The sequence below is a fragment of the Achromobacter sp. Marseille-Q4962 genome (assembly GCF_943737005.1).
In the GTDB taxonomy this organism is placed as follows: domain Bacteria; phylum Pseudomonadota; class Gammaproteobacteria; order Burkholderiales; family Burkholderiaceae_B; genus Achromobacter.
This window is the reverse complement of sequence record NZ_CALSFU010000031.1, coordinates 1-24,809: the sequence shown is the minus strand read 5'-3', so window position 1 is coordinate 24,809 and position 24,809 is coordinate 1. Positions and strand designations below refer to the sequence as shown.

Annotated in this window: 26 protein-coding genes and 2 pseudogenes; 15 read left to right on the top strand and 13 right to left on the bottom strand. The window is 63.4% G+C overall.

The window, feature by feature from the left end:
* Nucleotides 1-181 precede the first annotated feature (181 nt).
* Nucleotides 182-2,107 carry a tyrosine-type recombinase/integrase gene (locus NGJ44_RS20395; RefSeq protein WP_251865477.1) on the top strand — a complete coding sequence of 642 codons (1,926 nt, stop codon included), beginning with the start codon at nt 182-184 and terminating at the stop codon, nt 2,105-2,107.
* Between the two features lie 27 nt (nt 2,108-2,134).
* On the opposite strand, the gene NGJ44_RS20390 is transcribed toward NGJ44_RS20395, so the two are convergent.
* Nucleotides 2,135-2,758 (bottom strand): LysR family substrate-binding domain-containing protein, encoded by a 624-nt coding sequence (locus NGJ44_RS20390; RefSeq protein ID WP_086071289.1) that lies wholly within the window; start codon nt 2,756-2,758, stop codon nt 2,135-2,137.
* A gap of 104 nt (nt 2,759-2,862) precedes the next feature.
* On the opposite strand from NGJ44_RS20390, the gene NGJ44_RS20385 reads away from it, so the two are divergent.
* The 4 genes from NGJ44_RS20385 (at nt 2,863) to NGJ44_RS20370 (ending at nt 5,323) form a co-directional block, all read left to right on the top strand.
* Nucleotides 2,863-3,162: a helix-turn-helix domain-containing protein gene (locus NGJ44_RS20385; protein ID WP_027350562.1), complete on the top strand. Its 300-nt coding sequence runs from the start codon at nt 2,863-2,865 to the stop codon at nt 3,160-3,162.
* Between the two features lie 120 nt (nt 3,163-3,282).
* The gene (locus NGJ44_RS20380; protein WP_086073464.1) at nt 3,283-3,732 is read left to right on the top strand and encodes an Rrf2 family transcriptional regulator; all 450 of its coding nucleotides are present in this window, start codon (nt 3,283-3,285) and stop codon (nt 3,730-3,732) included.
* Nucleotides 3,729-4,652, top strand: coding sequence for an NAD(P)/FAD-dependent oxidoreductase (locus NGJ44_RS20375; protein ID WP_086071290.1), 924 nt, complete (start codon nt 3,729-3,731; stop codon nt 4,650-4,652). The genes NGJ44_RS20380 and NGJ44_RS20375 overlap by 4 nt, the downstream gene beginning before the upstream one ends.
* On the top strand, nt 4,649-5,323 hold the full coding sequence (locus NGJ44_RS20370) for a class I SAM-dependent methyltransferase (protein WP_121372618.1): 675 nt from the start codon (nt 4,649-4,651) through the stop codon (nt 5,321-5,323). Before NGJ44_RS20375 ends, NGJ44_RS20370 begins: the two co-directional genes overlap by 4 nt.
* 65 nt (nt 5,324-5,388) lie before the next feature.
* Here NGJ44_RS20370 and mobH read toward each other — a convergent pair whose 3' ends face one another.
* Entirely contained in the window at nt 5,389-7,185 is a 1,797-nt protein-coding gene (mobH, locus tag NGJ44_RS20365; protein WP_251865475.1) for a MobH family relaxase, read from the bottom strand.
* A gap of 334 nt (nt 7,186-7,519) precedes the next feature.
* On the opposite strand from mobH, the gene NGJ44_RS20360 reads away from it, so the two are divergent.
* From NGJ44_RS20360 to NGJ44_RS20350, 3 genes are read left to right on the top strand one after another with little or no spacing between them, the layout of a single operon-like run.
* Nucleotides 7,520-7,738: an AbrB/MazE/SpoVT family DNA-binding domain-containing protein gene (locus NGJ44_RS20360; protein ID WP_006489017.1), complete on the top strand. Its 219-nt coding sequence runs from the start codon at nt 7,520-7,522 to the stop codon at nt 7,736-7,738.
* Complete coding sequence (locus tag NGJ44_RS20355) at nt 7,738-8,151, top strand: putative toxin-antitoxin system toxin component, PIN family (RefSeq protein ID WP_062737769.1); 414 nt, start codon at nt 7,738-7,740, stop codon at nt 8,149-8,151. Before NGJ44_RS20360 ends, NGJ44_RS20355 begins: the two co-directional genes overlap by 1 nt.
* Before the next feature lie 56 nt (nt 8,152-8,207).
* Entirely contained in the window at nt 8,208-8,585 is a 378-nt protein-coding gene (locus NGJ44_RS20350; RefSeq protein ID WP_062737770.1) for a DUF3742 family protein, read from the top strand.
* 17 nt (nt 8,586-8,602) lie between these two features.
* On the opposite strand, the gene NGJ44_RS20345 is transcribed toward NGJ44_RS20350, so the two are convergent.
* The 6 genes and pseudogenes from NGJ44_RS20345 to NGJ44_RS20320 form a co-directional block, all read right to left on the bottom strand.
* A complete protein-coding gene (locus NGJ44_RS20345) occupies nt 8,603-10,120 on the bottom strand; it encodes a conjugal transfer protein TraG N-terminal domain-containing protein (protein ID WP_086071291.1) in 1,518 nt (505 codons plus the stop codon).
* Nucleotides 10,121-10,133: 13 nt separating this feature from the next.
* A complete protein-coding gene (locus NGJ44_RS20340; protein WP_086071292.1) occupies nt 10,134-10,484 on the bottom strand; it encodes a hypothetical protein in 351 nt (116 codons plus the stop codon).
* Entirely contained in the window at nt 10,481-11,875 is a 1,395-nt protein-coding gene (locus tag NGJ44_RS20335) for an integrating conjugative element protein (RefSeq protein ID WP_043223424.1), read from the bottom strand. The genes NGJ44_RS20340 and NGJ44_RS20335 overlap by 4 nt, the downstream gene beginning before the upstream one ends.
* A gap of 11 nt (nt 11,876-11,886) precedes the next feature.
* Complete coding sequence (locus NGJ44_RS20330) at nt 11,887-12,837, bottom strand: TIGR03756 family integrating conjugative element protein (protein ID WP_086071293.1); 951 nt, start codon at nt 12,835-12,837, stop codon at nt 11,887-11,889.
* Complete coding sequence (locus NGJ44_RS20325) at nt 12,834-13,271, bottom strand: TIGR03757 family integrating conjugative element protein (protein ID WP_032958302.1); 438 nt, start codon at nt 13,269-13,271, stop codon at nt 12,834-12,836. Before NGJ44_RS20325 ends, NGJ44_RS20330 begins: the two co-directional genes overlap by 4 nt.
* A gap of 317 nt (nt 13,272-13,588) precedes the next feature.
* Nucleotides 13,589-13,741 (bottom strand): annotated as a pseudogene (locus NGJ44_RS20320) (type I methionyl aminopeptidase); the annotation flags it as partial.
* A gap of 393 nt (nt 13,742-14,134) precedes the next feature.
* Between NGJ44_RS20320 and NGJ44_RS20315 the strand changes: the two are divergent.
* Nucleotides 14,135-14,940, top strand: a protein-coding gene (locus NGJ44_RS20315) for an IS5 family transposase (RefSeq protein WP_420042408.1) whose coding sequence is annotated in 2 segments (ribosomal slippage) — nt 14,135-14,462 and nt 14,462-14,940 — 807 coding nt in all. Because the reading frame shifts where the segments join, the coding sequence is not laid out codon by codon here.
* Nucleotides 14,941-14,951: 11 nt separating this feature from the next.
* On the opposite strand, the pseudogene NGJ44_RS20310 reads toward NGJ44_RS20315, so the two are convergent.
* Nucleotides 14,952-15,545 (bottom strand): annotated as a pseudogene (locus NGJ44_RS20310) (TSUP family transporter); the annotation flags it as partial.
* 106 nt (nt 15,546-15,651) lie between these two features.
* Between NGJ44_RS20310 and NGJ44_RS20305 the strand changes: the two are divergent.
* Nucleotides 15,652-16,437, top strand: coding sequence for an AraC family transcriptional regulator (locus NGJ44_RS20305; protein WP_027350551.1), 786 nt, complete (start codon nt 15,652-15,654; stop codon nt 16,435-16,437).
* A gap of 102 nt (nt 16,438-16,539) precedes the next feature.
* Here NGJ44_RS20305 and leuD read toward each other — a convergent pair whose 3' ends face one another.
* From leuD to NGJ44_RS20290, 3 genes are read right to left on the bottom strand one after another with little or no spacing between them, the layout of a single operon-like run.
* Nucleotides 16,540-17,241, bottom strand: a complete 702-nt coding sequence (leuD, locus tag NGJ44_RS20300) for a 3-isopropylmalate dehydratase small subunit (protein ID WP_223850484.1) — start codon at nt 17,239-17,241, stop codon at nt 16,540-16,542.
* A complete protein-coding gene (leuC, locus tag NGJ44_RS20295; protein ID WP_251865471.1) occupies nt 17,238-18,656 on the bottom strand; it encodes a 3-isopropylmalate dehydratase large subunit in 1,419 nt (472 codons plus the stop codon). Before leuC ends, leuD begins: the two co-directional genes overlap by 4 nt.
* 18 nt (nt 18,657-18,674) lie before the next feature.
* Nucleotides 18,675-19,553 carry an alpha/beta fold hydrolase gene (locus NGJ44_RS20290; protein WP_062737774.1) on the bottom strand — a complete coding sequence of 293 codons (879 nt, stop codon included), beginning with the start codon at nt 19,551-19,553 and terminating at the stop codon, nt 18,675-18,677.
* A gap of 103 nt (nt 19,554-19,656) precedes the next feature.
* Here NGJ44_RS20290 and NGJ44_RS20285 point away from each other — a divergent pair, with 103 nt between their 5' ends.
* The 3 genes from NGJ44_RS20285 (at nt 19,657) to NGJ44_RS20275 (ending at nt 22,403) form a co-directional block, all read left to right on the top strand.
* A complete protein-coding gene (locus NGJ44_RS20285) occupies nt 19,657-20,550 on the top strand; it encodes a LysR family transcriptional regulator (protein ID WP_251865469.1) in 894 nt (297 codons plus the stop codon).
* 504 nt (nt 20,551-21,054) lie between these two features.
* The gene (locus NGJ44_RS20280; protein WP_009618127.1) at nt 21,055-21,744 is read left to right on the top strand and encodes a glutathione S-transferase; all 690 of its coding nucleotides are present in this window, start codon (nt 21,055-21,057) and stop codon (nt 21,742-21,744) included.
* A gap of 83 nt (nt 21,745-21,827) precedes the next feature.
* On the top strand, nt 21,828-22,403 hold the full coding sequence (locus NGJ44_RS20275; protein ID WP_251865468.1) for a TetR/AcrR family transcriptional regulator: 576 nt from the start codon (nt 21,828-21,830) through the stop codon (nt 22,401-22,403).
* A 141-nt stretch (nt 22,404-22,544) separates the two neighbouring features.
* Here NGJ44_RS20275 and NGJ44_RS20270 read toward each other — a convergent pair whose 3' ends face one another.
* A complete protein-coding gene (locus tag NGJ44_RS20270) occupies nt 22,545-23,471 on the bottom strand; it encodes a LysR family transcriptional regulator (protein ID WP_251865466.1) in 927 nt (308 codons plus the stop codon).
* Nucleotides 23,472-23,600: 129 nt separating this feature from the next.
* Here NGJ44_RS20270 and NGJ44_RS20265 point away from each other — a divergent pair, with 129 nt between their 5' ends.
* Nucleotides 23,601-24,389, top strand: a complete 789-nt coding sequence (locus NGJ44_RS20265) for an alpha/beta fold hydrolase (protein WP_009618129.1) — start codon at nt 23,601-23,603, stop codon at nt 24,387-24,389.
* Nucleotides 24,390-24,623: 234 nt separating this feature from the next.
* Nucleotides 24,624-24,809 (top strand): hypothetical protein (locus tag NGJ44_RS20260; protein ID WP_251865492.1); only part of this gene is annotated, 186 nt, incomplete at its 3' end.

The window sequence follows — 24,809 nt, the reverse complement described above, 5'->3', positions numbered from 1 at the left end:
GTTCGATTTTTTAAGAATCTTCGATCCAGTGACGTCCAGCGAAATCCACTGACAGCCGGTCAAAACCGGTACATTAGGTGGTACATCGCAATGCGGAGCTTCCCAGTTCCGCATTGTTGCTGGGGGAGCCGGGGCCCGATGGGAAACATGGCACTCAACTCGCTTTCAAGGAGTTGGGATCATGCTTTCGGACCTCACGGTTCGCCAGGCCAAGGCGACCGGCAAACCGTACACCCTGGCCGACACAGACGGCCTTTCCCTCTTTGTTTCAGCCACCGGTGCAAAGGCGTGGCACTTCCGCTTCTCGTGGGGCGGCAAGCGCGACCGCATGTCCTTCGGCACGTATCCAGCGCTCTCGCTGAAGGACGCCCGTGCGCTTCGCGATGAAGCCCGCTCGCTGCTCGCCAAGGGCGTCAATCCGCACAGCGAACGCAAGCGCAGGCGGCACGCGATCGTCCTGGCCGGCGAGCACACCTTCATGGCCGTCTACGAGCAATGGCTGGCCCATCGCCGGCTCTCGCTGGAGGAAGGACGGCAGACCAGCCTTGAACAGATCGGGCGCGTCTTCAAGAAAGACGTGTTCCCCTCGCTGCGGCACCTGACCATCTACGAGATCACCCGCGCACACCTGCTGGACATCATCGGCAAGGTGGAAAAGCGCGGCTCGCTGTCGGTGGCCGAGAAGCTGAGGACCTGGTTCACCCAGTTGTTCACCTACGCCACGGTGGCGATTCCCAACATGGGCGATAACCCGTCCAGGGACCTGGAAGTGGTCGCGCTGCCCTTGCCGCCGGTCGAACACAACGCGTTCCTGCGCATGCACGAGCTGCCAGTCATGCTGCAGACACTGCGCAAGTACCGCGGGCGCCTGAACACGCAGTTGGGCTTGCGGCTGTTGATGCTCACCGGTGTGCGTACCGGCGAGTTGCGCTTCGCCACGCCCGATCAGTTCGACCTCGACCGGGGCCTGTGGATCATCCCGGTGGCCAGGCTCAAGCAGCGCAAGCTGCTCACCAGGAAGAAGCGCAAGCGTCTCATCGACATCCCGCCCTACATCGTGCCGCTGTCGGTGCAGGCGCAGGAGATCGTTCGCCACCTGCTCGACAACTTCAAGCCGGCCCAGGTTTATCTCATCCCCGGCGACTGGTGCCTGAAGAACCCGATCAGCGAGAACACGCTCAACGCCGCGCTCAAGCGCATGGGCTACGAGGACCAACTCACGGGGCATGGCATCCGGGCAACGATCTCGACGGCGCTGAACGAACTCGGGTACCCGAAGAAATGGGTGGACGCCCAGCTCTCGCATGCCGACCCGGACAGGATCAGCGCGACCTACAACCATGCCGAATACGTCGAGCAGCGTCGCGTCATGATGCAGGACTGGGCCGATCGCCTGGACCTGTTCGAGCAGAACCAGGTCGAGGTTGCCAGCCGGCATCTGACCATCACGCTCCAGGGTCTGCCGACCATCGCCGGCCAGGCGGCTGTGCAGCCGCCGGTGGTCGACCTCACCGCGCCGCAACTGATCGTGACCGCGCCGACGCCCGGCCAACCCGAAGCGCCGGCATCGGTGCAGCGGTTGTCGGCCGTGCGCATGCCCGAGTACGCACGGCCGCGCCTGTCGGAGGCGCAGCGCGAACGCCTGCAAGTGCTGGAGACCTTCGAGGCACCACACAACCTCTCGGTGGCGGACTACGCCAAGCTCGCGGGCAAGTCGCGCCGCTGGATCACCTACGAGATCCAGGCCGGCAACCTGCTGTCGATCCACATGGGGCATCGCGGGCAGCGGGTGCCGGACTGGCAACTCGATCCGCTCAAGCGCAGGCTGGTCCAGTCCGTCCTGAAGCAACTGCCACGGGGTATCGACACCTGGGACATCTACCACGCTCTTCTGCGCTCGTACGAGGCTCTCGGGACACGGCCGGCCATCGAAGCCGTCAATCCAACGAACCTGCACCTTGCCGCGCGGTTGGTGGCCGCACAGTGCATGCAGGCGAGCGAGCCAGTCGTGACGACCGAGTTCCCTGAGCAGGTCCGGCAAGGCGTGCAGCGGCTGGTGCGCGAAGCCGTCGCTGCCGATGCCGCCGAAGCGACGCCTAGAGTCTGATGAAGCCAGGGTCGCGTCGAAGTTCGGTCAGGCGTTTGCCTGGAGCGCTTGGAAGAACGGCTCCAGGCGGGTGCTGTCCGTATTTCGACGGCTCAGGAAGTACGTGGTGAGCGTCAGCGCTCCCTCTTGCAACGGACGCTGGAAAACGCCCAGGGGACGATGGCCCTCGATGCGGGCGACGGGTGCGAGGCAGACGCCGTAGCCGGCGGCCACCAAGGTCATCATCAACCCGAACGATGTGGCCGTCGTGACGGCCGAGGGGACGACGCCGGCCGCCGTCAGCAATGAGTCGATCTGCTCGCAGTAGCCGACACAGTCGCGGCCATCCAGGGCGATCCAAGGGTGGTCGGCCGCCTGCTCCAGGGACACTGACGCGAAGGCCAGCAAGGGGTGATGGGCCGACACGGCCAATGCCAGCGTGTCGCGCCAGACGGGGCGCACATCGATGCCTTCCGGTGCTGCGGGCGACTGGCAGAGGCCTGCCTCGAAGGCCCCCGCGAGCAGTCCTCGATGCAGATCCACCAGGCGTTCTTCATGAAGGCGAATGGGGTGGTCCGGATGGCGCCGGCGATGTTCCGCCATCGGCACCGACAACCGGGGATAGGCCAGGCAGTCCGACAGGGCAATGTTCAAGGGATCGGGAGCGATCATCGTGTCACCTGCACAACGCCGACACTGGGAAAAACCGGGCGCGACCGGTCGATGAGATAAGTTTAACGTGGTTTAGATTCGCTTTGCGCGTGACGCTTCTGTTGATGCAGAAGCGATCGGTGCAACGCGGGAGACCCGCAGGGACAAGAACCTATGAAAGCGAGCCAGCGCGCGCTTTCGGCGTTGCCGTGCGCGAGGCCCGGTCCGCGCAGGGGCTGGCGCAGGAGGTGCTCGCGGAACAGGCGGGCATCGCCCGGTCGCACATGGGCAAGATCGAGCGCGGCGAGCACATGCCCACGCTGGTGTTGATCCTGCGGATCGCGAAGGGGCTGGGGTGCTCGGCCGCGACGCTGATGGCCGCGACCGAGGCGCAACTGTCCGAGGAAGAGAGCGGCACCGAATAGCCATGCCGTCATGGCGGTGAGGTGTCAACAACGTTCTTGTACGTCAAGGCTGTGACTTGCCAGGTGTTCATTGCCACCTCGCATTTGACACGCGGCCTTTTTCGTAACATCATTTGTTTCATGAAAAGAGACAGCCGCCTCTCGTCTGTCCTGCATGCGCTGCTGCACATGGCCGAGCAGGATGGACCCGTTACCTCGGAAACCTTGGCGCTGTGCCTGGGAACCAACCCGGTCGTCGTTCGACGCACGATGGGATACCTGCGGCAAGCGGGAATCGTCACCTCCGAACGAGGCCACGCAGGAGGATGGCGTATCCACGCCGACCTTGGCAGCGTCACCCTGCGTCAGTTGCACGAAGCCCTGGGAGAGCCGGCGACGTTTGCCATCGGCAACCGCAACGAGACACCGGAGTGTCTGGTCGAGCAGACGGTCAATGCGGCACTCGAAGGCACGTTTGCCGAAGCCGAGGCGCTGCTGCTCACGCGGTTTTCGGAAATCACCCTTGCCGATCTGGCCTCTGACTTCGCACGCCGGCATGCGGCCTTACGACACTCAAGGAATCAATCATGAATCACGATGTGATCGTCGTCGGCGGAAGCTACTCAGGCATGGCCGCGACCCTGCAACTGGTGCGCGCACGCAGGTCAGTGCTGGTGATCGATGCGGGCCAGCGGCGCAACCGCTTCGCCAGCCATTCACACGGATTTCTCGGCCAGGATGGTGTGCCGCCAGGTGAAATCGCTGCAAACGCACGCCGCCAGCTCGAGGCCTATCCAACGCTGACCTGGCTTGAAGGTCGGGTGGAAGCGGTCGCCGGGCAGGCGGACGAATTCACCGTCACGACGGCCGATGGCGAGTCGCACCTGGGGCGACGCATTCTATTGGCGACGGGGGTGACCGACCAGCTTCCAGCCATCGACGGACTCGCGCAACGCTGGGGGAAGACGGTTTTTCACTGCCCGTACTGCCATGGCTATGAACTTGGACAGGGACGCATCGGCATCGTCGGTGCCAGCCCGATGTCCATCCATCAGGCTGAGCTGCTGACGGATTGGGGGGATGTCACCTTGCTCGTCAACGGTGCATTGGAACTCAACGAGGAAATCAGGTCCACTTTGGAACGCCGAGGCGTGGTCATCGACGAGGCCCGCATCGACAGGATCGAGGGACATGCCGACGTGACGATGGTGGATGGGAGGCGACTGAGCTTTGCGGGCCTGTTTGTTGTAACGCGAACCGCCCCCTCCAGCCCTTTGGCCGAGACAATCGGTTGTTCACTGGAAGAAACGCCCATGGGAATCCAGATCCGCACGGATGCCGAGAGCAAGACCTCGGTGCCTGGGGTCTTTGCCTGCGGCGACGTGGCACGGTTTCCTCATTCGGTGTCGCTGGCCGTGGGCAACGGGGCCATGACGGGATTCCACATTCACCGATCACTGATTTGGCCCGAGACGATCGAGCCAGCGCAAGCGGAAGGCCGCGCTCGATGACGTCGTTCCCCGACCCGACGGCTGTATCGGGCTATGTGGAAAGAACCGCGAGGATCGTGCCGGGCCTGAGCGACCTGCACCGGATGGCGGGCGTGCTGCTGGCTGAATGCGCGCCGGCCGACGCGCGCATCCTGGTGCTCGGCGCCGGCGGCGGGCTGGAACTGAAGGCCCTCGCTGAAATGCAGCCCGGCTGGCAGTTCGACGGCGTCGATCCTTCCGCAGAGATGCTCGAACTCGCCCGCACGATCCTGGGCCCGATGGCGCCTCACGTGCGCTTGCACGAGGGCTATATCGACAGCGCCCCCAAGGGGCCCTTCGATGGCGCGACCTGCCTGCTGACATTGCATTTCCTGCCGCCAGCCGAGCGCCTGAAGACGCTGCAGCAGATGCACCTGCGACTCAAGCCCGGTGCGCCCCTTGTCGTCGCGCATCACAGCTTTCCCGGCGAAGATCCCGGTCGGGACAGATGGCTCTCGCGCAATGCGGTGTTCGCGGCTATTTCCGGCGTACCCGTGCGTCAAGCCGAAGGCAGCATCGCGGCGATCAAGGAACGGCTGCCCGTGCTTTCGCCCGTGCAGGATGTCGATCTGCTCCGCGAGGCTGGATTCACGGACATCGACCTTTTCTATTGCGCGTTCACCTTCAAGGGTTGGGTCGCCCATCGAGCATGAGGGGGTATCGACGATGCAAGACATAGGGTCGGCAGGTGCGCTGCCCGTGTGTGGCGAGGAGACTCCTAGCCGCGCGCCAGGGACAGGTAGGGGTTGTCCGGCGGGACTTCCGCGAACAATGCCGAAGGCGCCGCCAACAGATAGCCGTGCAACCGCCGCGACTTGCGCGGTCCTGTGACATCGCAGGTCCAGATGTTCAGGCCGCTGTCCTGTTTGCGGTGCAGCCCCAGCTTCTCGAAGCGCTTCTGCACCCATTGCCAGTCGTGCAGATCGTCCTGTCGGGCCAGCGCCTGGATCTCCGGATGTTCCTGCACGTAGCGCTGGAAGACGCCGGGGCTGACCAGGTACGCCGTGCCATCGACGGTATGCACCAGTGCCTTCGCATCGTTGATGATGAGCTTGCGCGACTCGATGCCTTGCCTGAGCCAGGCGATGAAGGCTTCCCCGGACGGCGTGGCCTTCGCGGGAGCCGGCATCGTGGCAGGACCGGTCAGCGCCGAATGGGTCACTGTCACAGTTGCTCCGGCGGATGGTGACGGCGGTTCCGCGCCGGCGGACGATGCACCGGCGGTGGCTGCGCCGGATGCATCGAGCATCGACAGCAGATCGGAGACCGGGTCCGCGAGCCCGGCCGGGGAATCCGCCACCCCAGGGGGCGGTGAGGTGGCCGGGATGCCGGCGGAGGCCGGCGCTGCCTCATCGCCAGGGAGGGGCTCTTCCGTCGTGACCGTGCCGGCGAACGGTGCGGGACGCTCGCCCGACGCCCAGATCAAGGCCGGCGACAGGCGCAGGAAGGTAAAGCTGTGCGACCAGCCGGTGCCGCTCGTGACGGTCGCCCGCCAGATCGCCTTCCCATCCGGGGCGGGCTGCACGATGCCATGGTCCTGGAGCACCGAGAAGACGGCGGTGTTGTTCGATGGGATGCCTTCGATGCCCTGCGACAGGAGATGCGCGCGCAGTTTGTCGCTGACCGTCTTGCTGACGAGCCAGAGTGCGTCCTGGGTCAGCCATCCATCCGACGGGCCGCCGGGCTGGTTCAGCTTGAACTCCTCGCGCAGCAGGTAGCGCAGGCCATCCAGCAGCTTGCGCTGCAGCGCATGCTTCGGCGCCGCCATGGCCCTGGCCGGATCACCGCCGAGCGCCAGGGCCACCGATGCCTGGTCGGCCTTGACGACCAGCTCGCCCAGCGTGCCGGCATGCTCGTACTGGCCCGCCAGGACGTAGAGCAGCGCCGACCATAGATCGTGGTAGTCGCTCAGCCAGTCGAGGATGCCGGCATCGAGCACACGGGTGTACAGCAGCCCAGTGGCGGCGCCATGCAGCCGGTACTCGCGATCCGTCCGGTAACGAAAGCGGTACGGCTGCCGCAGCGGCCCGTGCCAGGGGTGCCAGACCAGGCCATCGGCCTGCTCGACGTGCAGGTCGACCGCGATCTTGCCAATGTCGTGCAGCAGCGCGGCGTAGGCGGTACCGGCGGTCCAGGCCTCGGCTTGCGCGGCCTGGGCCTCGGGCGAGGCGCCGGCCGGAAGCAAGTGGGACTGCCTCAGTTTGAGCGCGTAGGCCACGATCTCCAGGCCGTGGTCCAGCATGCCGCCCGGCCAGGCATGGTGATGCGCCTCCGAGGCCGGGAACTGCTGGACCAGCTCGGCGTAGCGCTCCAGTGGCGCCAGGTACAGCGAGCGGAACTGCCGACGCGACAGCGAGGTGCGCTGCCAGATGTGTTCCAGCAATCGCTGCCGGCGCGGCTCCGCCAGCAGCGATGTGGCCGACTGCGGCCGGGTCAACCCTTTGGCAGGCTCGACGGGAGGCGGTGCCGCGGCGTTGGCCAGCGGCACCCGTTTGCGCTGGAACAGCGAAAGCATGGCGACATCCTGGTGATGGGCTGGCCGGAGGAGCCTTTTGGCCTTTCGGGTAGGGGCCTTTCCCCTTGAGGCCATTCCCTTGCCCCTTCCCCAGCCCTTTGGCCTTCGACAAGCCCTTTGGTATAGGGGCAGTTGGCTTCGTGTGCCGCAATCAATGCGGAGCCCATGCGCTCCAGGATCGGGGATCGGAACAGGCGCTGTGTTTTCACCGGATCAGGCCGCTTCAACCGGCGCTGAAAGCACGGCAGGTCCTGAAATCCATGCGCCCGAAGGCATGCTTGTCGGGAATGAAGTAAGGAAGTAAGATTTCCTTTGAAACTTACGGAGGCTTCCCATGCTTGCCAAGCTCACTTCGAAAAACCAGATCACGCTGCCCAAGGCGGCCGTGTCCGGCGTGGATGCGGCGGAGTACTTCGACGTGACCGTCGAAGGCGGTCGGATCGTCCTGACCCCCGTGCGGGTCCAGAAGGCCCAGGCCGTGCGCGAGAAGCTGGAGCAACTCGGGATCACCGAGCAGGACGTCGAGGATGCCGTGGCCTGGGCGCGGCGCTGATGCGCAGGGTCGTGCTCGACACCAACATCGTGCTGTCGGCGCTGGTCTTCAATGCAGGACGCCTGGCCTGGATACGCCATGCCTGGCAGCAACAGCAGTTGCAGCCGCTGGTCTGCCGGGAGACGGCCAGTGAACTCCTGCGCGTCCTGGCCTTTCCCAAGTTCAAGCTGTCGACCTCGGAACAGCAGGAGTTGCTGGCGGACTTCCTGCCCTACGCCGATGTGGTGGAACTGCCGATGCCATGGCCCGACCTGCCGGCCTGCCGCGACGAGAAGGACCAGGTGTTCCTGGTGCTCGCGCATGTCGGCAAGGCGGATGCATTGATCACAGGCGATGCGGACATTCTCGCCATGCGAGAGGACTTTCCCGGCTTGATCATGACCGCCGAAGCATTCGCGGCGCGGCAGGCATGAAGGAGAACGGCACCGCCCAGCCCAACGACCGTGGAACGACCATGAGGTAGCCAACCATGAAGCACACCGCACGCATGACCACCGCAGCGCGACTCGGCCGCTGGCTGGGCGGTGTATGGGGCGTTTGCCTGCGCGCGGAGCGTCGGGCGCATCGGTGGCTGGTGGCGCAGGCACTGCCGGCGGGCGGTGCAGCGGTGCTGATCTGGGTGATCAAGCTGGCGGTCCTCGGGGTGTTGCTGTACGTCGCATTCTGGGTGGCGCTGATACTGGTCGCTCTCGTTGTGGCAGCCAGGATGGCGGAGCAGACGCCGGGGGGCGACGACGATTTTGACCTGCAATTTCCTGCGAGTCTGGATGAACTACGTCAAACGCCTGGCTACGATCCAAACCTTTACAACGACACCTCTCACGTGATGTACAGCGAAGAAGATTGAAGCCGTTCATCGCTGAGTCATTTCAGCTTCCTCGACATGACGCCTGGCCCCTTGCCGCCCGCGTTGCCCGCGTCTTTGGTGCCTGCCGAGAAAGCATTTGCGACAGTTCCGGCCCGAATCCCAGCCCAAGTCAATGCGCCAATCCAGAATGCCGGGAGCACTAGGAACATCGTCGCCATCACGAAGTTCAGCAGCATGTCTCCGAAGGTGTTGTTGAGGCCCACCAGCGGATCGAAGTTCGTGTGCGGCCGGTTCCAGCCCCACCCCCAGCCGTAGAGCGCATCGAGGATCGTCGAGTCGATCCAGCGGGCGAGCTGGAACCAGAATTCGGTGAAGAACAGCGCGAACTGCACCACGCTCACCGTGACCACGGTCTTGAGGTCATAGGTGCCGATCAGCAGCGCCAGCGGGATGCAGATGACCAGCGCCATCTTGAGCAGGGACAGCACCATCGGCAGCGCCTGCCGCACCACGTCCATCGCCGGGAAATAGCCCAGTGATCCGACGGTCAGCCCCACGTCGCTGGCGGCGCGGGTGACGATGTTGGGCAGCGTCATGTCGATCTGGCCACCGTAGTCCGTGTAGACCGCCCCCCGGTTGAGCTTCTGTTGCCGAGGGCTCGCGACGGCGCGGATCACCGAGTCGTTGACCTCGGCCTGGCTCAGGAAGCCCGCCCAGCCGGCCAGTCGTGTCAGCAGGCTGGGATCGACCTGGGCCAGCAGTCGTGCCCGCAGGCCCTGGCTGCCGTCGGCCCACCACTGCCGGCAGGTCGGGTAGCCGCCCCCGCCGGGCACCTGGGCCAGGCCGGCGTCGCGCGTGGCGTCGAACGGCCAGGCATCGCGCGGTGTCCTGGAGCGGTAGCTGTCGTAGAAGCCTGCGGTGCCGACGAAGTAGCTGGAACCGATCCAGGTGACGTCGTGCATCTGCTCCTCGCTCAGGCTGGGCCGGGTCATGAACAGCTTGGCGCGGGCGGGGCCGTAGCAGTCTCGGGTGAAGTCGCTGATCTCCTGGGCCAGTACCGGGTCGTCGATGCGGGTCGCGTCGATGTCCATGCGGATCTGCCGCAGGTCGGTGCCGCAGGGAATGGCCGCGACCGAGGCGCCGGTGATCGCGCGCGAGATCGCGTGCATGGCGAACCACCACACCGGCACCTTGGCCGACTGGTTGTTGATCGTGCTGAACGATTGCGACCAGCCCGTATCGGTCGGCTCTGGCACATTTACTTGGCATTGGGTCGAACGCGAACGGTCGTACTTGATGGTGTTGAAATCGACGTCGATGAAGGGGATGCCCGCGAACATGATCACCACGATGGCGACGAAGACGCGGTTCTCGATGCGAGCCGAGGACAGCACCCCCTTGTTGCCCTCGTCCGCGCCTTCCGCGCGGGCCTTCAGCCATTCCTGGATGATGATCGCCAGGAACGGGACGGCGAACATGCCGCTGGCGACCAGCACCGACCAGATGCCGTTGTGGACCACCCAGGACACCAGCGTCAGGTAGTACTCCAGGTAGTCGGTGGTGAACAGCGTCATGGCGAACCTCGCGCTACCGTGCCTGCATCAGCAGGCTGGCTTCCAGCGCGATCACGGCGACGATGGACGCAACCTCCGCGCGCAGCAGTCGCTGCCCGGCAGCGCGCTCCGGTTCCCGCGTGCGCAGGCGACGGCGCATCCAGAGCCAACCCCAGGCAGTGATGGCGTAGAGCAACAACCGCCAGACCAGGAAGGCCCCGGATTGCGCCGCCATCCAGCGCTGCCAGCCCTCGATGCTGCCCGCGATGCGGATGCCGACCACATTGACGGCGGTCGCGGCGATCAGCAGCGACACCGCCCACACCAGTACCCGGATGGCACGCCGGCTGGACAGCCAGCGCGGGCACCGCCCTGCGGCACTCATGGATGGCTTCCGCCGGACGGCGGCCGCTGCAATTCATCGACCCGATTGCGTACCGGGTCGCCCTCGTAGATGCCACGCGCACCGGCGGCGCGGGTGCTGTGGCGCTGGATGATCGCCATCGGCGAGTTGCTGGCCAGTTCGCGGCGCAGCTCCAGCTCTGCCTTCAGGTTGTGAATCTCGCGATCGAGGATGTCGCTTTCGTGGGTGACGGCCTTCTGGGCCAGTTCGTTGGCGGCCACGTTGGGCTCCTTGCGCCCGGTCAGCAGCGTGCGTTGCAGCAGCAGCGCCTTCTCCAGCACGCTGGCCAGCGCAACCTCCGAGGCCAGGCGCCGAGCCAGGATGTCCTGGTCCGTCTCGTCGCGCAGCGCCTCGATCACGCCACGGGTGATGGGCAGCGACGCGCTGCCCGCAGCCTGCAGGTTCTGCGCCGTGGTTGGACGGCTGCCGGCGACCAACTCCTGCAGGGCCTGCAGCTTGTCCTCGTATTCCTCCTGGATCAGCGGGGTCAGGCCAACGCCCGGCGTGGTGACGGTCTTGGTGCATGCATCGCAGGTGCGCTGTTCCTGCTCGCCTAGCACGCGAACGGCCCAGGCCGCGGCGGCATCGGGCGAACTCCAGGTCTGGCAGGCCATGTTGCCGCCGCAACTGGCTTGCGGAATCGAACTGGCATCGCCGACGCCACGGCCATTGAGCAGGTTGTAGCCGGCGCGGGTCACGTCGCCGACCACGCGCACCGGACGTTGGCCCGCGCCGCCGGCGTTGTCTCCGCCGACCCACGGTACGCCATTGTTGCCACGGTTCGCCTCGGCGTCGTCGATGGCCGAGACCGCATCGGTGCTCGCGACGGCCTGCTTCAGCGCCATGCCTTCGGCGAGTTGGCCCCAGCCGAGCTGCCCACCCGCCATGTCGGCCATGCGGTTGGCGATGGCACGGCAGGTCAGCTTGCTGCGATCGAAATCCAGCCTGGCTTGCAGCACCCCATTGGTCAGCAGGTTATACAGCCCTGGATCGGCGCGCTGGATGATCAGCGCGGGCAGCGACGCCACGGCAGCGGTGGCGTTCTGGATCACCGAGGACATGATGGCCTGGAAGCCGTTGGTGATGCCGTTCAACTGGTTCTGCAGCGTGGTGGTGATGCTCATGTCGCCACAGATCAGGTTGCTGTTCCAGCCGACGCCAACACCGATGGAGTGCATGTTGGCCGCACCGCTCATGGATACCGCGCGGCCGCCCCCAATGCTGTAGAGCACGTCGTCGCCGATCACGCTGCCCTGATGCTGGACGCCGTACTCGTTGACGCTGGTCTGCGCCCCGGCGCCGGAGCAGCACATTGCTGCAACGGCCAATGCGACGCAAAGAAATCGACGGGCGCTCGGCGGTGGAGTCGTCATGGCATCGGGCCTCACAGGAAATCGACGCTGCCGAGGAACACCTGGCCGCGGCGCTGGCAGCAGCTATAGGGACGCCACAATGCCCAGGCGTAGTCGCCTTGCCGGGCCTGCACCTTGGCATTGCCGTGGGGGAATACCGCGCAACTGCTGGACAGCGTGGGGGTCAGCTCCTGCCACTTGCCCGTGGCGGCATCGGTTTCCATCAGGGCGCCGGCCGGCCAGTAGCCATCGCGCGAACTGGCGAGCAGCGGTTGGTAGACGTGGATCTGGTTGCGGCGCGTCACGATGTCACCCGCGCGCTGGGCGACCACGGCTGCGGCCTTGTGGTCATCCACCTGGTGCAGGAAGCCGCCACGCGGATAGACGTTGCCCCAGAGATTCATGGCCGTGCGCGTGCCGATCTCGCGCCGGCCGGGAATCAGTGCTTCCGGATACAGCGCCTCGGGGATGTTGTAGCGCCATGCCAGCGTGTCGAGCGTGCTCAGCAGATAGGGCATGAAGGCGGTGCCGGCGCCCTCGCAGGTGTAGCCGGAGGCGCTGGCGAACTGGCTGAACACATAGCCACCCGGATGGCCGATGACGTCGGCGTTCTTGAACTTCGCCAGGTTGTTCTCGTGATCCTCGTTGGTGGTGCCGTCGCCGCCGGCCTTCGCGGTCGGGTTCGGCAGGCTCATCGCCCGCACCTCGACCCAAGGGTTCTCGCCGGTGTTCGAGTAGCTCGACACCACGGCATCCGGGATGTAGTGGCGCACCTTGACCGAGGTGCGTACGGTGCATCCCGTCCAGGTGCAATAGAGCCAATAGCAGATGCCGGTGACGCGGTATTCCAGGCAATCCGGCGACAGGGTGGAGGCCACGATGGTGGCGGTGTTCAGTGCAAAGGACGATGCGGAACACCCCAGCAGCAGCGCTGCGATGGCCAACCGCTGGCGCCGGGATGGCGCGAACGGACGCCTCGTCATGGCTGCGTCCTCCGGTATTGGTCGATGCGGGCTACCGCACGGGCCACGTCCGTCTCGCCATAGACCACGTATCGGCGATCCACCACGATGGCGGGAATCTTGGTGACGCCAAGGCTCCAGGCATCGGCAATACCCTGGTAGGCGGTGCCGATCCTTCGCTGCAGGTCTGTACCGCCCAATTTCAGGCGTTGCTGGACGATGGCGCTGGCGCGCTCAGGATCGGTGGGCAGGTTGTCGGCCAGCTCCGCTTCGAGCACCGCGGCCGCGTCCAGGATGAGGTGTCGGTCAGCCTGGCCAAGGACCGGATGATGCGAGTCGGTAACGACCCAGACTTCCGAAGCGGCGGCGCGAGTGGCCAACGCCAGAATGGCGATGGCCGTAGCAATCCATGCTGGGCGAGCGCGAGCGGCATGAGGAACAGCGCAAGAGTCCATGGGACAACACCGGAGGGAAGCCAATCCGGTGGCAGTCGAACCGAAACCAGTCCTCGACGCGACAAACAAAGCGGAGACCACCTCGCCCCGTTTTCACCATCCTTGTCTGCCCCGACTCGCTGATCCGGACCTACGCGCGTGCCATGAGCTGACTGTGTGCAGTGGATGGGTATGGGCCGATCCGGCCCCGTGGCCCAAGCTGTTCACATCGGACGCCGATGTGGCTTGATTGCTGGCCGAGATTGATATCGGCGATGACAACGGCCACGTATCTGGTTGTTGCGACTTGAGCCTAGACGATGTCCCCAGTCCTACTGGATGTCCTCGGCGGAAGGAATGCCGCGGCAGACCACATGGTCGCGGGAGGCGTTGAGCGCATAGACGTACCCGTACTGCCCTTTGCTGGCCGGGAACGCTTTGAGCTCGTGGGCGATGAGGCCAACGATCAGATCGTTGACCTGCATTGTGGACTAATTGTGATCTCTCAGTAGGTTGTTCATCCGGGGCATCTCTGGAAGATGGGGGTTACGAAGCCAAACCAGCCCCCAGGAGCCCCGGATGAACAACCTACTGAGAGATCACAGCTAGAGGCAGAGAAGACTAAGCCACCAGCATCACCAGCAGAACGACGCACAGCAGCGTGATGTATGCCTTGGCGTGAATGGTATCGGGAATCCGGCCAATCCACCTCGATGTGGCCCGGATACCCAGCCATGAACCAACCGCCAAGACCGCGCAAGCGCGCAAGTCAATGTAACCCGCGTGCCATGCACCCAGCGGTGCATCGTTCCACGCCAGCAGCGCATAAGAGCGGCTAACAAAACCGCCTTGTACACCTGAGCGGTGATGACAAAATCGCCTGCATGGCACGTCGCAAAGAGATTCCCGCCGCGCTGTGGAAGCGCATCGAACCTTTGATCCCGCCCGTGAAGCCCTCGCCCAAGGGAGGGCGACCGCGCGTGAGCGACCAACAAGCCCTCAACGGTATCGTCTATGTCCTGCGCACCGGCATCCCGTGGGAGGAGTTGCCCCAGGAACTGGGCTACGGCAGCGGCATGACCTGCTGGCGGCGGTTGCGCGACTGGCAAGCCGCCGGGGTCTGGCATCGTCTGCATCAGGTCCTGTTGGCCGAACTGCGCCGGGCCGACAAGCTGGACCTGAGTCGAGCCAGCCTGGACGCGGCCAGTGTGGCCGCCCCCCGGGGGGCGCCTACACCGGGCCGAACCCGACCGATCGCGGTAAGCTCGGTAGCAAGCGGCACCTGATCACCGACTGCAACGGCATTCCCTTGGCGTTCTGTGTCACCGGAGCCCACCGGCACGACTCGGTGGTATTCGAGGAGTTGGTTGATGCACTGCCCCCGATCGCTGGCAAGCCGGGGCGTCCGCAACGCTGGCCGGGCAAGCTGCACGCCGACAAGGCCTACGACATCGACCGCTGCCGCGATCACCTCAACCAGCGAGGTATCACCCCGCGTATCGCCCGCAAGGGGATAGAACGCAACGATAGGCTGGGACGCTATCGTTGGGTAGTCGAGCGCACTCATGCTTGGTTCGCGGGCATGGGCAAGCTGCGCATCCGTTTCGAACGCCGGATCGATATCCATCTGGCCCTGCTGTCTCTCGCCTGCTCGGTCATCTGTCTTCGCCATCTTCCCGGGTTTTGTTAGCCGCTCTAAGTCGCCGAGCCGACCACGGCCATTGGCAGCGACAGTGGGTTGGCCGCTGCTGTCGCAGCGGTCATGCTGGCGCCGCGGCGGCGCATCAGCGGCACGGTCATCACGCTGCCGCCCACGCCCAGGAAGGCGGCGATCGCACCAATCGCCGTGCCTGCGGCAGCGGTCATCCACCGTCCCCATGGACGAATCCGCGCAGCCGTTTCCTGGGTGAAGCCCGGCCGCAGGATGCTGTCGAGGATCGTCAACCCCAGGTAGAAGATGAAGGCCCAGCGTACCCAGTCCCCGCTCAATGCCAATGCGGCAGCCGCGCCCGGTATTGCGCCCACGGCGATGTAGCCCAGTAGCGGGCGCACCTGATCCCACGGCACCGTGCCAGCTTTGTGATGGCGCATCGTCGCCAGCCCCGCACCGAAGATCATCACGCAGGTGGACGTGGCAACGGCCACGTGCATGGCGGCGTCGCCCACGGCGCTGCCGCCATGCGTAGCCAGGAGCACGGAATACAGCACGGGCACGACGACGAAGCCACCGCCGAAGCCGAACAGCACGGTCGTTATCCCGGCGAGGAAACCAAAGAACAAAAGCAGGAAGTACATGGCGGAAACCGCATCGTGAGAGGACGAAACTTCACGATAGGGTGCGCCGAATTGGCTGTCTCTCGCTGATTGGTCAATAATCCTTTTGTTTAGGCCATCCATTGCCATGCGCAACATACCGCTGGACTCCGTGGATGCCGTGGCGCGCCCCGTGCTGGCCATCGGCACCGATTACCCGCCGGGCACCTTGCTCGACACCCATACGCACCGGCGCGCCCAGGTGCTGTACGGCATGAGCGGGGTGATGGAAGTGGAAACGGACGATGGCGCATGGGCCATTCCACCGTACAGCGGCGTGTGGATTCCCGCCGGCAAACCCCACCGCGTGCGGATGCAGGGTGTGAGTACGCGCAGCCTCTACATCGAGCCGGCTGCCGCGCCGCGCCCGGCAGATCACTGCGAGGCGCTGGTCATCTCCCCTCTGCTGCACCAGTTGCTGCTGGCCTCGGCGGACATGCCCGCGCTGTACGACGAGGACGGGCGCGACGGTGCGCTGGCGCAGTTGCTGCTGCACGAAGTGCGCCAGACGCAGACGATGCCCCTGTTCGCGCCGATCCCCCAAGACCGCCAGCTTGCACGGCTGTGCAAGGCGTTCCTGAAGTCGCCCAGCATCCAGGCCACGCCGCAGATGTGGGCGCAACGGCTGCACAAGAGCCTGCGCACTTTCACCCGGTTCTTTCACCAGCAGACGGGCATGAGTTTCGGGGCATGGCGGCAGCAAGCCTGCCTGCTGGCGGCGCTGCCCCGGCTATCGGCTGGGCAGTCCGTCACGCAGGTGGCGCTGGATCTGGGCTACGACAGCCCCAGCGCGTTTTCCACCATGTTCAAACGGCGGCTCGGCAAGACGCCGATGAACTTCATCAGCGAATCCGACACGGCCGCATCTCGGTAGGGGGTTCCGTGTCCCTGTCGTGAAATACACATCGCCCAGCCGCCGCAAGCAGGCAGTGGCTGAACGTTAACCATCCGTTCCCCATGATCGCCATGTTCATCGCTACCTTTCCTTTTCGGAGGACAAGGCCTGTCCTTGGCTGCGTACGGAATTCAAGCCCGCACCGCGTTTTCTTGCCCGCGTCCTGGCGATATCGACACGGCACCAGGGACGTACCTGCCAATGCTCAGCTTCGAACCGGTCGATGGCTGCTGCATCGCGCAAGGTCATGCCGATCATGTCCAAGCCATCGACCAGCATCCGCTTCTGCCTGGGTTGCAAATCGAAGGGATATTCATCGCCCTGCGGCGTGGAAACGATTTGCTTCTCCACGTCGATGGTCAGGCGCTTTTCCTGGCCATGCGCCACGCTGTCCATCAACGCCTGGACCTGCTCCGGCGGCAAGGTGACAAGCAGCAGGCGATTGTTCATCGCATTGAAATAGAAGATCTCTCCGTAACTCGGCGCGACGACAGCATCGAACCCGGCCTGCTGCAATCCCCATACCGCGTGCTCCCGGCTCGATCCGCAGCCGAAGTTCGCCCCGCCCAACAGAATGCGCGCGCCGCGATATTCCGGACGGTTGAGCACGAAGTCCGGGCGAAGCCGCCCTTCGGTGTCGAAACGCAGGTCATGCAGCAGTCCGTCTGCCAATCCGCTCTTGTCGATCCCCAGCAGGAACTGCTTGGGCATGATCTGGTCGGTGTCCAGGTTGCCGATTGGCAATGGCGCCGCCACGCCTGTGATACGGTGCGTTTCGCTCATGCACGGAACTCCTTGCGAATGTCGACGATGCGTCCGGCGATTGCGGCAGCGGCAGCCATGGCCGGACTCATCAGATGCGTGCGGCTGCCCCGGCCCTGCCGACCCTCGAAGTTGCGGTTGGTCGTAGAGGCGCAACGCTCGCCCGGCGCGAGTACGTCGTCGTTCATCGCCAGGCACATCGAACAGCCCGGCTGTCGCCATTCGAACCCTGCCTCGACCAGCACCTGCGCGATCCCTTCGCGTTCGGCCTGGTCACGGACCAGCCCGGAGCCAGGCACCACCATCGCCCGCACGCTTGGTGCAACCTTGCGCCCCTGCACCACCCGCGCCACCTCGCGCAGGTCCTCGATGCGGGCATTCGTACACGAACCGATGAACACGCGGTCGATCGGAATACCTTCGATCGGCGTGCCAGGCGCCAAGCCGATGTAATCCAGCGCCTTGTGCCAAGTTGCCTTCTCGATATCACCCGAGGCGTCGCTCAATGGCGGCACGGTGCCATTCACCGGCAGCGCCTGGTCGGGACTGGTCCCCCAGGTGACATAGGGGGCGACCTCGGAAGCATCGAAGCGATGCTCGGCATCGAAACGCGCCGATGCGTCCGTGCGGAGTTGCTTCCATGCCGTGTGCGCGGCCGCCAGCGCAGCGTCGTCCATATTGCAGATCCGCTCGGACACGTAGTCGGATGTGATCGCGTCAGGCGCGATCAGCGCCGCGCGGGCACCGGCTTCCACGGTCATGTTGCACAAGGTCATGCGCGCCTCGGCGGACAGTGCGGCGATAGCTTCGCCGACATACTCGACCGCATAGCCACGCGCGCCTTGTGCTCCGATCTTGGCGATGATGTGCAAGATCAGGTCCTTGGACGTCGTCCCCAGAGGCAGTCGACCATCGACTTGGATTCGCATGTCCTTGGCCACGCGGTACACCAGAGTCTGCGTGGCAAGCACATGCTCCACTTCCGACGTGCCGATCCCGAACCCGAGTGCCCCGAGGGCACCGTAGGTCGTGGTATGGCTGTCGCCGCATAATACGACCATGCCGGGACGGATCAGGCCAAGTTCCGGCGCGACGACATGCTCGATTCCTTGCATCGGATCACGCACGTCGAACAGCTCGATCCCCTGCTCAGCACAGTTGGCGGCAAAGTTCGCCGCTTGCCGTGCGGCGGGGGCGATGTCGATCGTACGCGCCGCGATCGGCACCGGGCGCGTGGGGATGACGTGATCGACCACGCCCATTTGCTGGTGTGGGCGCCGCACCCGCAATCCACGTTGCGCCAGTCCTGCAAAAGCTTGTGGGCTGGTGTATTCGTTCATGATGTGCAGGTCGACATATAGCAGCACGTTGTCGACATCCAGGCGTTCGACGGTGTGCGAATCGACCAGTTTTCGGTAAAGCGTCGTCGCTGGCATGGGCAGGCTCGAGGACATTCATGAAGGCAGGAAGGCGAGGACGTGATCGAGCAACACCTCGGGTGCTTCCTCCGGGATGTAGTGGCCGCAGGGCAGCGCCATACCCTTTACGCCGGGATTCCAGCGGCGCCACTCGGCCAGAGGGTCGAAGCACCGTTCGATCACGCCATCGCGTCCCCACAATGCCAGGAAGGGACATTGGATCTGCTTGCCCGCGGCAAGATCGGCCTGATCGTGTTCGAGGTCGATACCTACCGAGGCACGGTAGTCCTCGCAGATGCCATGTGCGGTTGCCGGATCGGACAGGCAACGCAGATAGGCAGCATAGGCCTCCGGCGCGAAAGGCTTCAGGCCGGCACTGCGGGCTCCCATGGTCTGCTTCAGGTAGAGATCCGGGTCGGCCCGGATCAACGTCTCTGGGAAAGGCGACGGTCGCACGAGGAAGAACCAGTGCCAGTAGGCGTGCGCGAATTCGAATGAGGTCTGCTGGTACATCGCCAGCGTGGGTGCCACATCCAGCGTGACCAGGCGGGATACCACATCTGGATGATCCAGCGCCATCCGCGCCGCGACCCGCCCCCCCCGGTCATGACCGATCACCGCGAACGTCGGCAGGCCCAGCGCCTGCATTAATCGCACTTGGTCCAAGGCCATCCGACGCTTGGCATAGTTGGCGTGGTCTGGCTCGCCTGGCGGCTTCCCGCTGTCGCCATAGCCGCGCAGGTCCGCAACGACAACCGTGAATTGCCGCGCCAGCGTCGGAGCCACCTTGTGCCAGATCGCGTGTGTCTGAGGGTGTCCATGCAGCAGAAGCAGCGCCGGCCCGGTGCCGGCCATCAACGCATGAATCTTGATGCCATCGACCGTGGCGGATACGTCGGAAAAGCCTTCGAACATACCTTGCCTCCATGTTCCGACGGCCATTCTATTCCTGCATTAGAACGGCGTTATTGAATTATATTTATTCAATTCATAACTTATAAGAACGAATTGGAGCATCATGTCCGAGTTCTCCGACATCCGCCTTTTCACCCTAGTGGCGCGCCATCGCAGCTTGGCTGCGGCCGCGCGCGAACTTGGCGTCACCCCGCCAGCGGTCAGCAAGCGCTTGGCGCATTTGGAAAAGCGGCTCGGCGTGCGCCTGACTCATCGCACGACACGACGCCTGACGCTCACGCCGGAGGGCGAACGCTACCTGGCCGAGGGATCACGCCTGCTCGGGGAATTGCAGGAACTTGAGCAAGTGCTGATCCGCGGCCATGCCGAACCGGCCGGACTGCTCCGTGTCAATGCCTCATACGGTTTCGGTCGTGCACGGGTGGCACCGGCCATTTCGGCGTTCGTTGCCCGCTATCCCGCCATACGGGTGCAACTGCAATTGACCGACCAGCCCTTGAACCTGCGCGAACACGGTTATGACATCGGCATCCGCTTCGGCGATCCTCCCAGCACCCGGATCAATGCAAGGTTGTTGCTGCGCAATCACCGTCTTGTATGCGCTTCGCCGGCCTATGTTGCCCGGAACGGTAAGCCGAACATTCCGCACGACTTGGTGCGTCACGCCTGCTTGATCGTTCGGGAAAACGATGCAGCCTACGGCGCTTGGCATTTCCGCCGCGGAAAGTCCACCGAGACGGTTAAAGTCGACAATGTGCTATCGAGCAACGATGGCAACGCCGTGCTGCGTTGGACGCTGGACGGCCATGGCATCGCCATCCGCTCAGCGTGGGAAATCGCACCCTACCTGGCCCGGGGCGAACTGATCCCATTACTGGGTGACTGGAGGCTACCCAACGCCGACATCTACGCGACCTACCTGGAACGCAGCGAGGTGTCGTCCGCCAAAGTACGCGCGTTTCTTGACTTCACGGCAAAATATTTGGCGACGAGTTGAAACGCCATCAAAAGGCAGCAATAAGCATTTCCAGGGGAGGAGTCATCGTGACGCCAAAGGCGATCACGCACTCGAGAGGCCGATGCCAGGCGGATCACACATCGGCACTGTTGCAATGCCCCATCAACAACGCCGATTCCACCATCCCCGGCAGCAGACTGCGCTGGGCGAGATCGCGCTTGAGCCCTCGCCGAGGTTGCGCCGCCAGAGTCCAGCAACAGCCGCGGCAGCGGACTTCAGTGCTTCATTTGTGATGCGCACAATCTCGTTGACGAACCTCATCCCGGCGCGCTTGGTCACGCATGAATGCAACCCAGCGGTCGGAGGCGAATGAGGTGTCGCTGGGGAGTGCAAACGATCACATGGCTTGACCGGCAGGTGCGACGGCGATGCAGTTGACATCGCCATTGCTACGGAATAGCATTCTAACTAACGATCGTTAGGTATTCTCGGATCGTTATCGGTTGTTGACCGATACGAATTCACCACATGGAGAGTTCTCGAATGAGTGCGGTTGCAGGACCAGTCGATGGTGAGGCGGGATTTCCGCTGAAGATCTACGACTTCCCTCGGGGCCCTTACCCGACGCGTGTCCGGATCGCCCTAGCAGAAAAAAACCTCCAGTCACGCGTGGAGTTCGTGATGGTTGATCTCCGCAAGGGGGAGCACAAGGATCCCAGGTTCATCTCGGATAAAAACTACTCCGGAACGGTTCCGGTGCTTGAGCTTGCGGATGGAACGTGCATTGCCGAGTGCACCGCCATCACGGAGTATCTCGATGCGCTTGTCGGCGGTCCGGTTTTGACGGGCTCCACAGCGTTCGAGAGGGGAATGATTCACATGATGAGCAAGCGCGCCGAACTGGAGCTGCTTGACGCCATCAGTGTTTACTTCCACCATGGAACGCCGGGTTTGGGGCCACTGGTGGAGCAATACCAGAACAGGGAATGGGGACTCAGGCAGCGCGACAAGGCCTTGCGAGGCATGCATTATTTCGACGATGTGCTTCGCAAGCGAGCTTATGTTGCCGGCGACGCGTTCTCCATGGCCGACATTACGGTCATCGCCGGACTGATATTCGCTGATATCGTCGACTTGGCGGTACCCGCCGAATGCACGGCGCTCTTGGCATGGTACGAAAGGATGAAAATGCGCCCCAGCGTAAAGAGCCAACCCGCATTTGCTCGCAGGTAGGCCGTTCGACGTACTCGTAACCAGACGGTCGCAAGACAAGATACCGCAGTGGAGCGTCATTACACAAGTCGAGGGCGACAGCCGTGGAGAGTCAGAGAAACACGAACTCCAGTGACAAGATCTTGTCCATTGCAACACGAATCGCCCAAGCACACGGTTACGGTGGCTTGAACGTGCGCCGCTTGGCCGAAGAAGTCGGTGTCAAACCTGCAAGTCTTTACCATCATTTCCCGAGCAAGGCGGCTCTTGCTGCTGCAGTTGCCAGACGATACTGGGAAAATTCGTCGACGCAATTGGAAGAACTGTTGAATAGGCTTCCGGACCCCACAGATTGCTTGCGCAGATATCCCAATATGTTCAGGAAGGCGCTGGAGAACGACAACCGCATCTGCCTGTGCAGTTTCATGACGGCTGAATACGATGACCTTCCCGAGAATGTGAGGCAAGAAGTTCGAACATTCTCTGATGTGCATATCACATGGCTGGCTAAGGTTTTGGCGAGCGCCGGGATTGTCAATCCGAACATCGCGAAAGAACGCGCGCAGGCCATCTATGCTGCAATCACAGGAGCGCAGCTGATGGCACGTGGGCGTTCCGACTTAAGTCTTTTCGATACGTTGATCACGAGCTACAGGGCAACCGGGCTTCTGCCGGCCTAGAGGCGAGGCCAGCGGACGCACCACGAAGACAAGCGCTCGACTGCTGTTTGAGCAAGGCAACCGCCACGCTACGTTTGGGGCGCGTCCAACGCCCGGCATTCTCAGGGCTGGGGCTATGCATTCCAGGGCTCAGGGGCAACCTCAAGCCGTAGTGCTCCTATGCATGAGATCCCATGGCTGCGTGTCGCCGAAGCTCATGCTCAGATGCTCGATGAAGCGGCGAACTTTCAACGACACATGCCGCTTGCTCGGATAGATGGCATGAATCGCCAAATCAGTTGTTTTGTGGTCGGCCAGCAGGACACGAAGCGCACCGCTGGCGATGGACTGCTCGAACACGAAGCTGGGGCCGTAGACCACCCCCGCCCCTGTCAGCGCTGCCGCGAGCAGCATCTGCATGTTGTTTGCAGCGAGCCGGATCTCACCATCAATGTGATATGTCTGGCCGTTAGCATCCGTAACGCTCCAGTCTCCGGCTGAAACCGCCTGGGAGAAAGCAAGCCGAGGTGCCTGGCGGAGCTGTTCGATGGTTTTCGGCTCGCCATGTCGTGCCAAAAAGGATGGCGCTGCGCAGAACATCATGCGACACGAGGCGAGCCGCCGAGCAACGAGATCGGAGTCTTGCAGACGGCCGATGCGGATAGCAATGTCGATGCCATCTGCCAGTAGATCGACATAGCGATCGCTCAGCGTGGTCTCGATCGAGACATCGGGGTATTCAGCCAGATAATTCGATACAACGCGACCAAGATGCAGTGCCCCAAAGGTTGTCGGCGCAGCCACGCGCAACATTCCACGCACACTCTGTTGCGCGTCCTGGGCTTCGCGATTCGCGTCCTCGTACTCTTCCAGTAAGCGCTTGCATCGCGTGTAGTAGGACCGCCCTACATCTGTTAGCGTCAACTTGCGCGTACTGCGTTGAAGCAACCGAACTTTCAACTGTCCCTCGATCGCGGAAACGTGCTTGCCCGCCATCGAGGGTGACAGGCCAAACCGCCGAGCGGCGCTTACCAAGCTGCCTTCTTCGACTGCGGAGACGAACACCGCCATGCTGAGCAATCTATCCATACCACCTCATTCGATATCCTGATTATCAGGTGGTAATAAATCTAGGCCAATTATCGGCCGAACGGAATGGGTCTAGCCTAGCACTGTAGCCAGCCGATCCCCGGTGGGCTTTAGCAAAAGGATGTTCCAATGAAGGTCGAATCGAACGGCATAGAGATCCATGTCGAGGAACAAGGGCAAGGCGATCCGTCACTCGTTTTTCTGCATTACTGGGGCGGCTCGTCTCGCACTTGGAAGCATGTCTGCTCCAGGCTGGCGCCGAACTTCCATACGCTTGCTCTCGATCATCGCGGCTGGGGTCAATCCGACGCGCCTTCGATGGGCTACGGGCTGGCAGACCTTGCAGCCGATGCGGAGGGCGTGATCGCAGCGCTGCACCCGAAGCGCTACGTTCTGATCGGTCACTCTATGGGGGGCAAGGTCGCTCAGCTTATGGCGTCGCGGCGGCCTGTCGGACTGGTCGGGCTGGTTCTCATCGCTCCTTCACCGCCATCGCCAATGATCTTGCCGAAAGAGGCACGCGAAATGATGGCAGGAGCCTACGCAAATCGCGAAACAGTGGAGGCGACTATCGACAACGTGCTGACGGCCCTCCCACTGTCAGCGGAGGATCGCGAACAAGTGATCGCGGACAGCTTGCGTGGCGCGCCCGCGGCCAAGCTAGCTTGGCCCAGAGCGACCAGCTTGGAAGACATCACTGGACAGGTAGGTGCCATCGACGTACCTACGCTTGTTATTGCAGGCGAGCGGGATCGCGTGGATTCGCCCGAGGTACTGAGGAAAGAATTACTTCCCCGCGTATCGCAAGCCGTCATGACCGTAGTACCAGATGCAGGGCATTTGCCTATGTTAGAAACACCGGATGCATTGACTCCATTGATTGAGAATTTCTGCCGTTCACTGCCAGGGAAGGGGTGAAGCGGACATCGCGGCGGTGCGCAATCGAAGCGCCTCGCAGCTAATACGCGGCGAAAAGCTCCCGGGGAGCGTTGCTGTAGAAGTGTCGATAGTTCTGCGTTATATCGCTGGCAGCAGCCGTGCTGCGCGGGGGAAGCGTCTGCTCATGCGCCGTGAGTGCCGCTTCAATGCCACAGGCATTATCCCCTAACGCTGGCCCACTGTTGCTCCCCAAGCATCTGTGCTACATCGAGCATGACGGCGCTGGTCGCGATGGCGAACCGAGTCAAGCCTATGGGGCACAGACCGATAAATGTTAGCGCCGGTGTAATACTGACCCACCCCGTCGGAGTAAATCTGACCCACCTGGGCAATGATGGTGGCTTTTTGGCCACCGACAATGTTGACTCAGGAGCAAGCAGTGGAGATCAAGGTAATGGC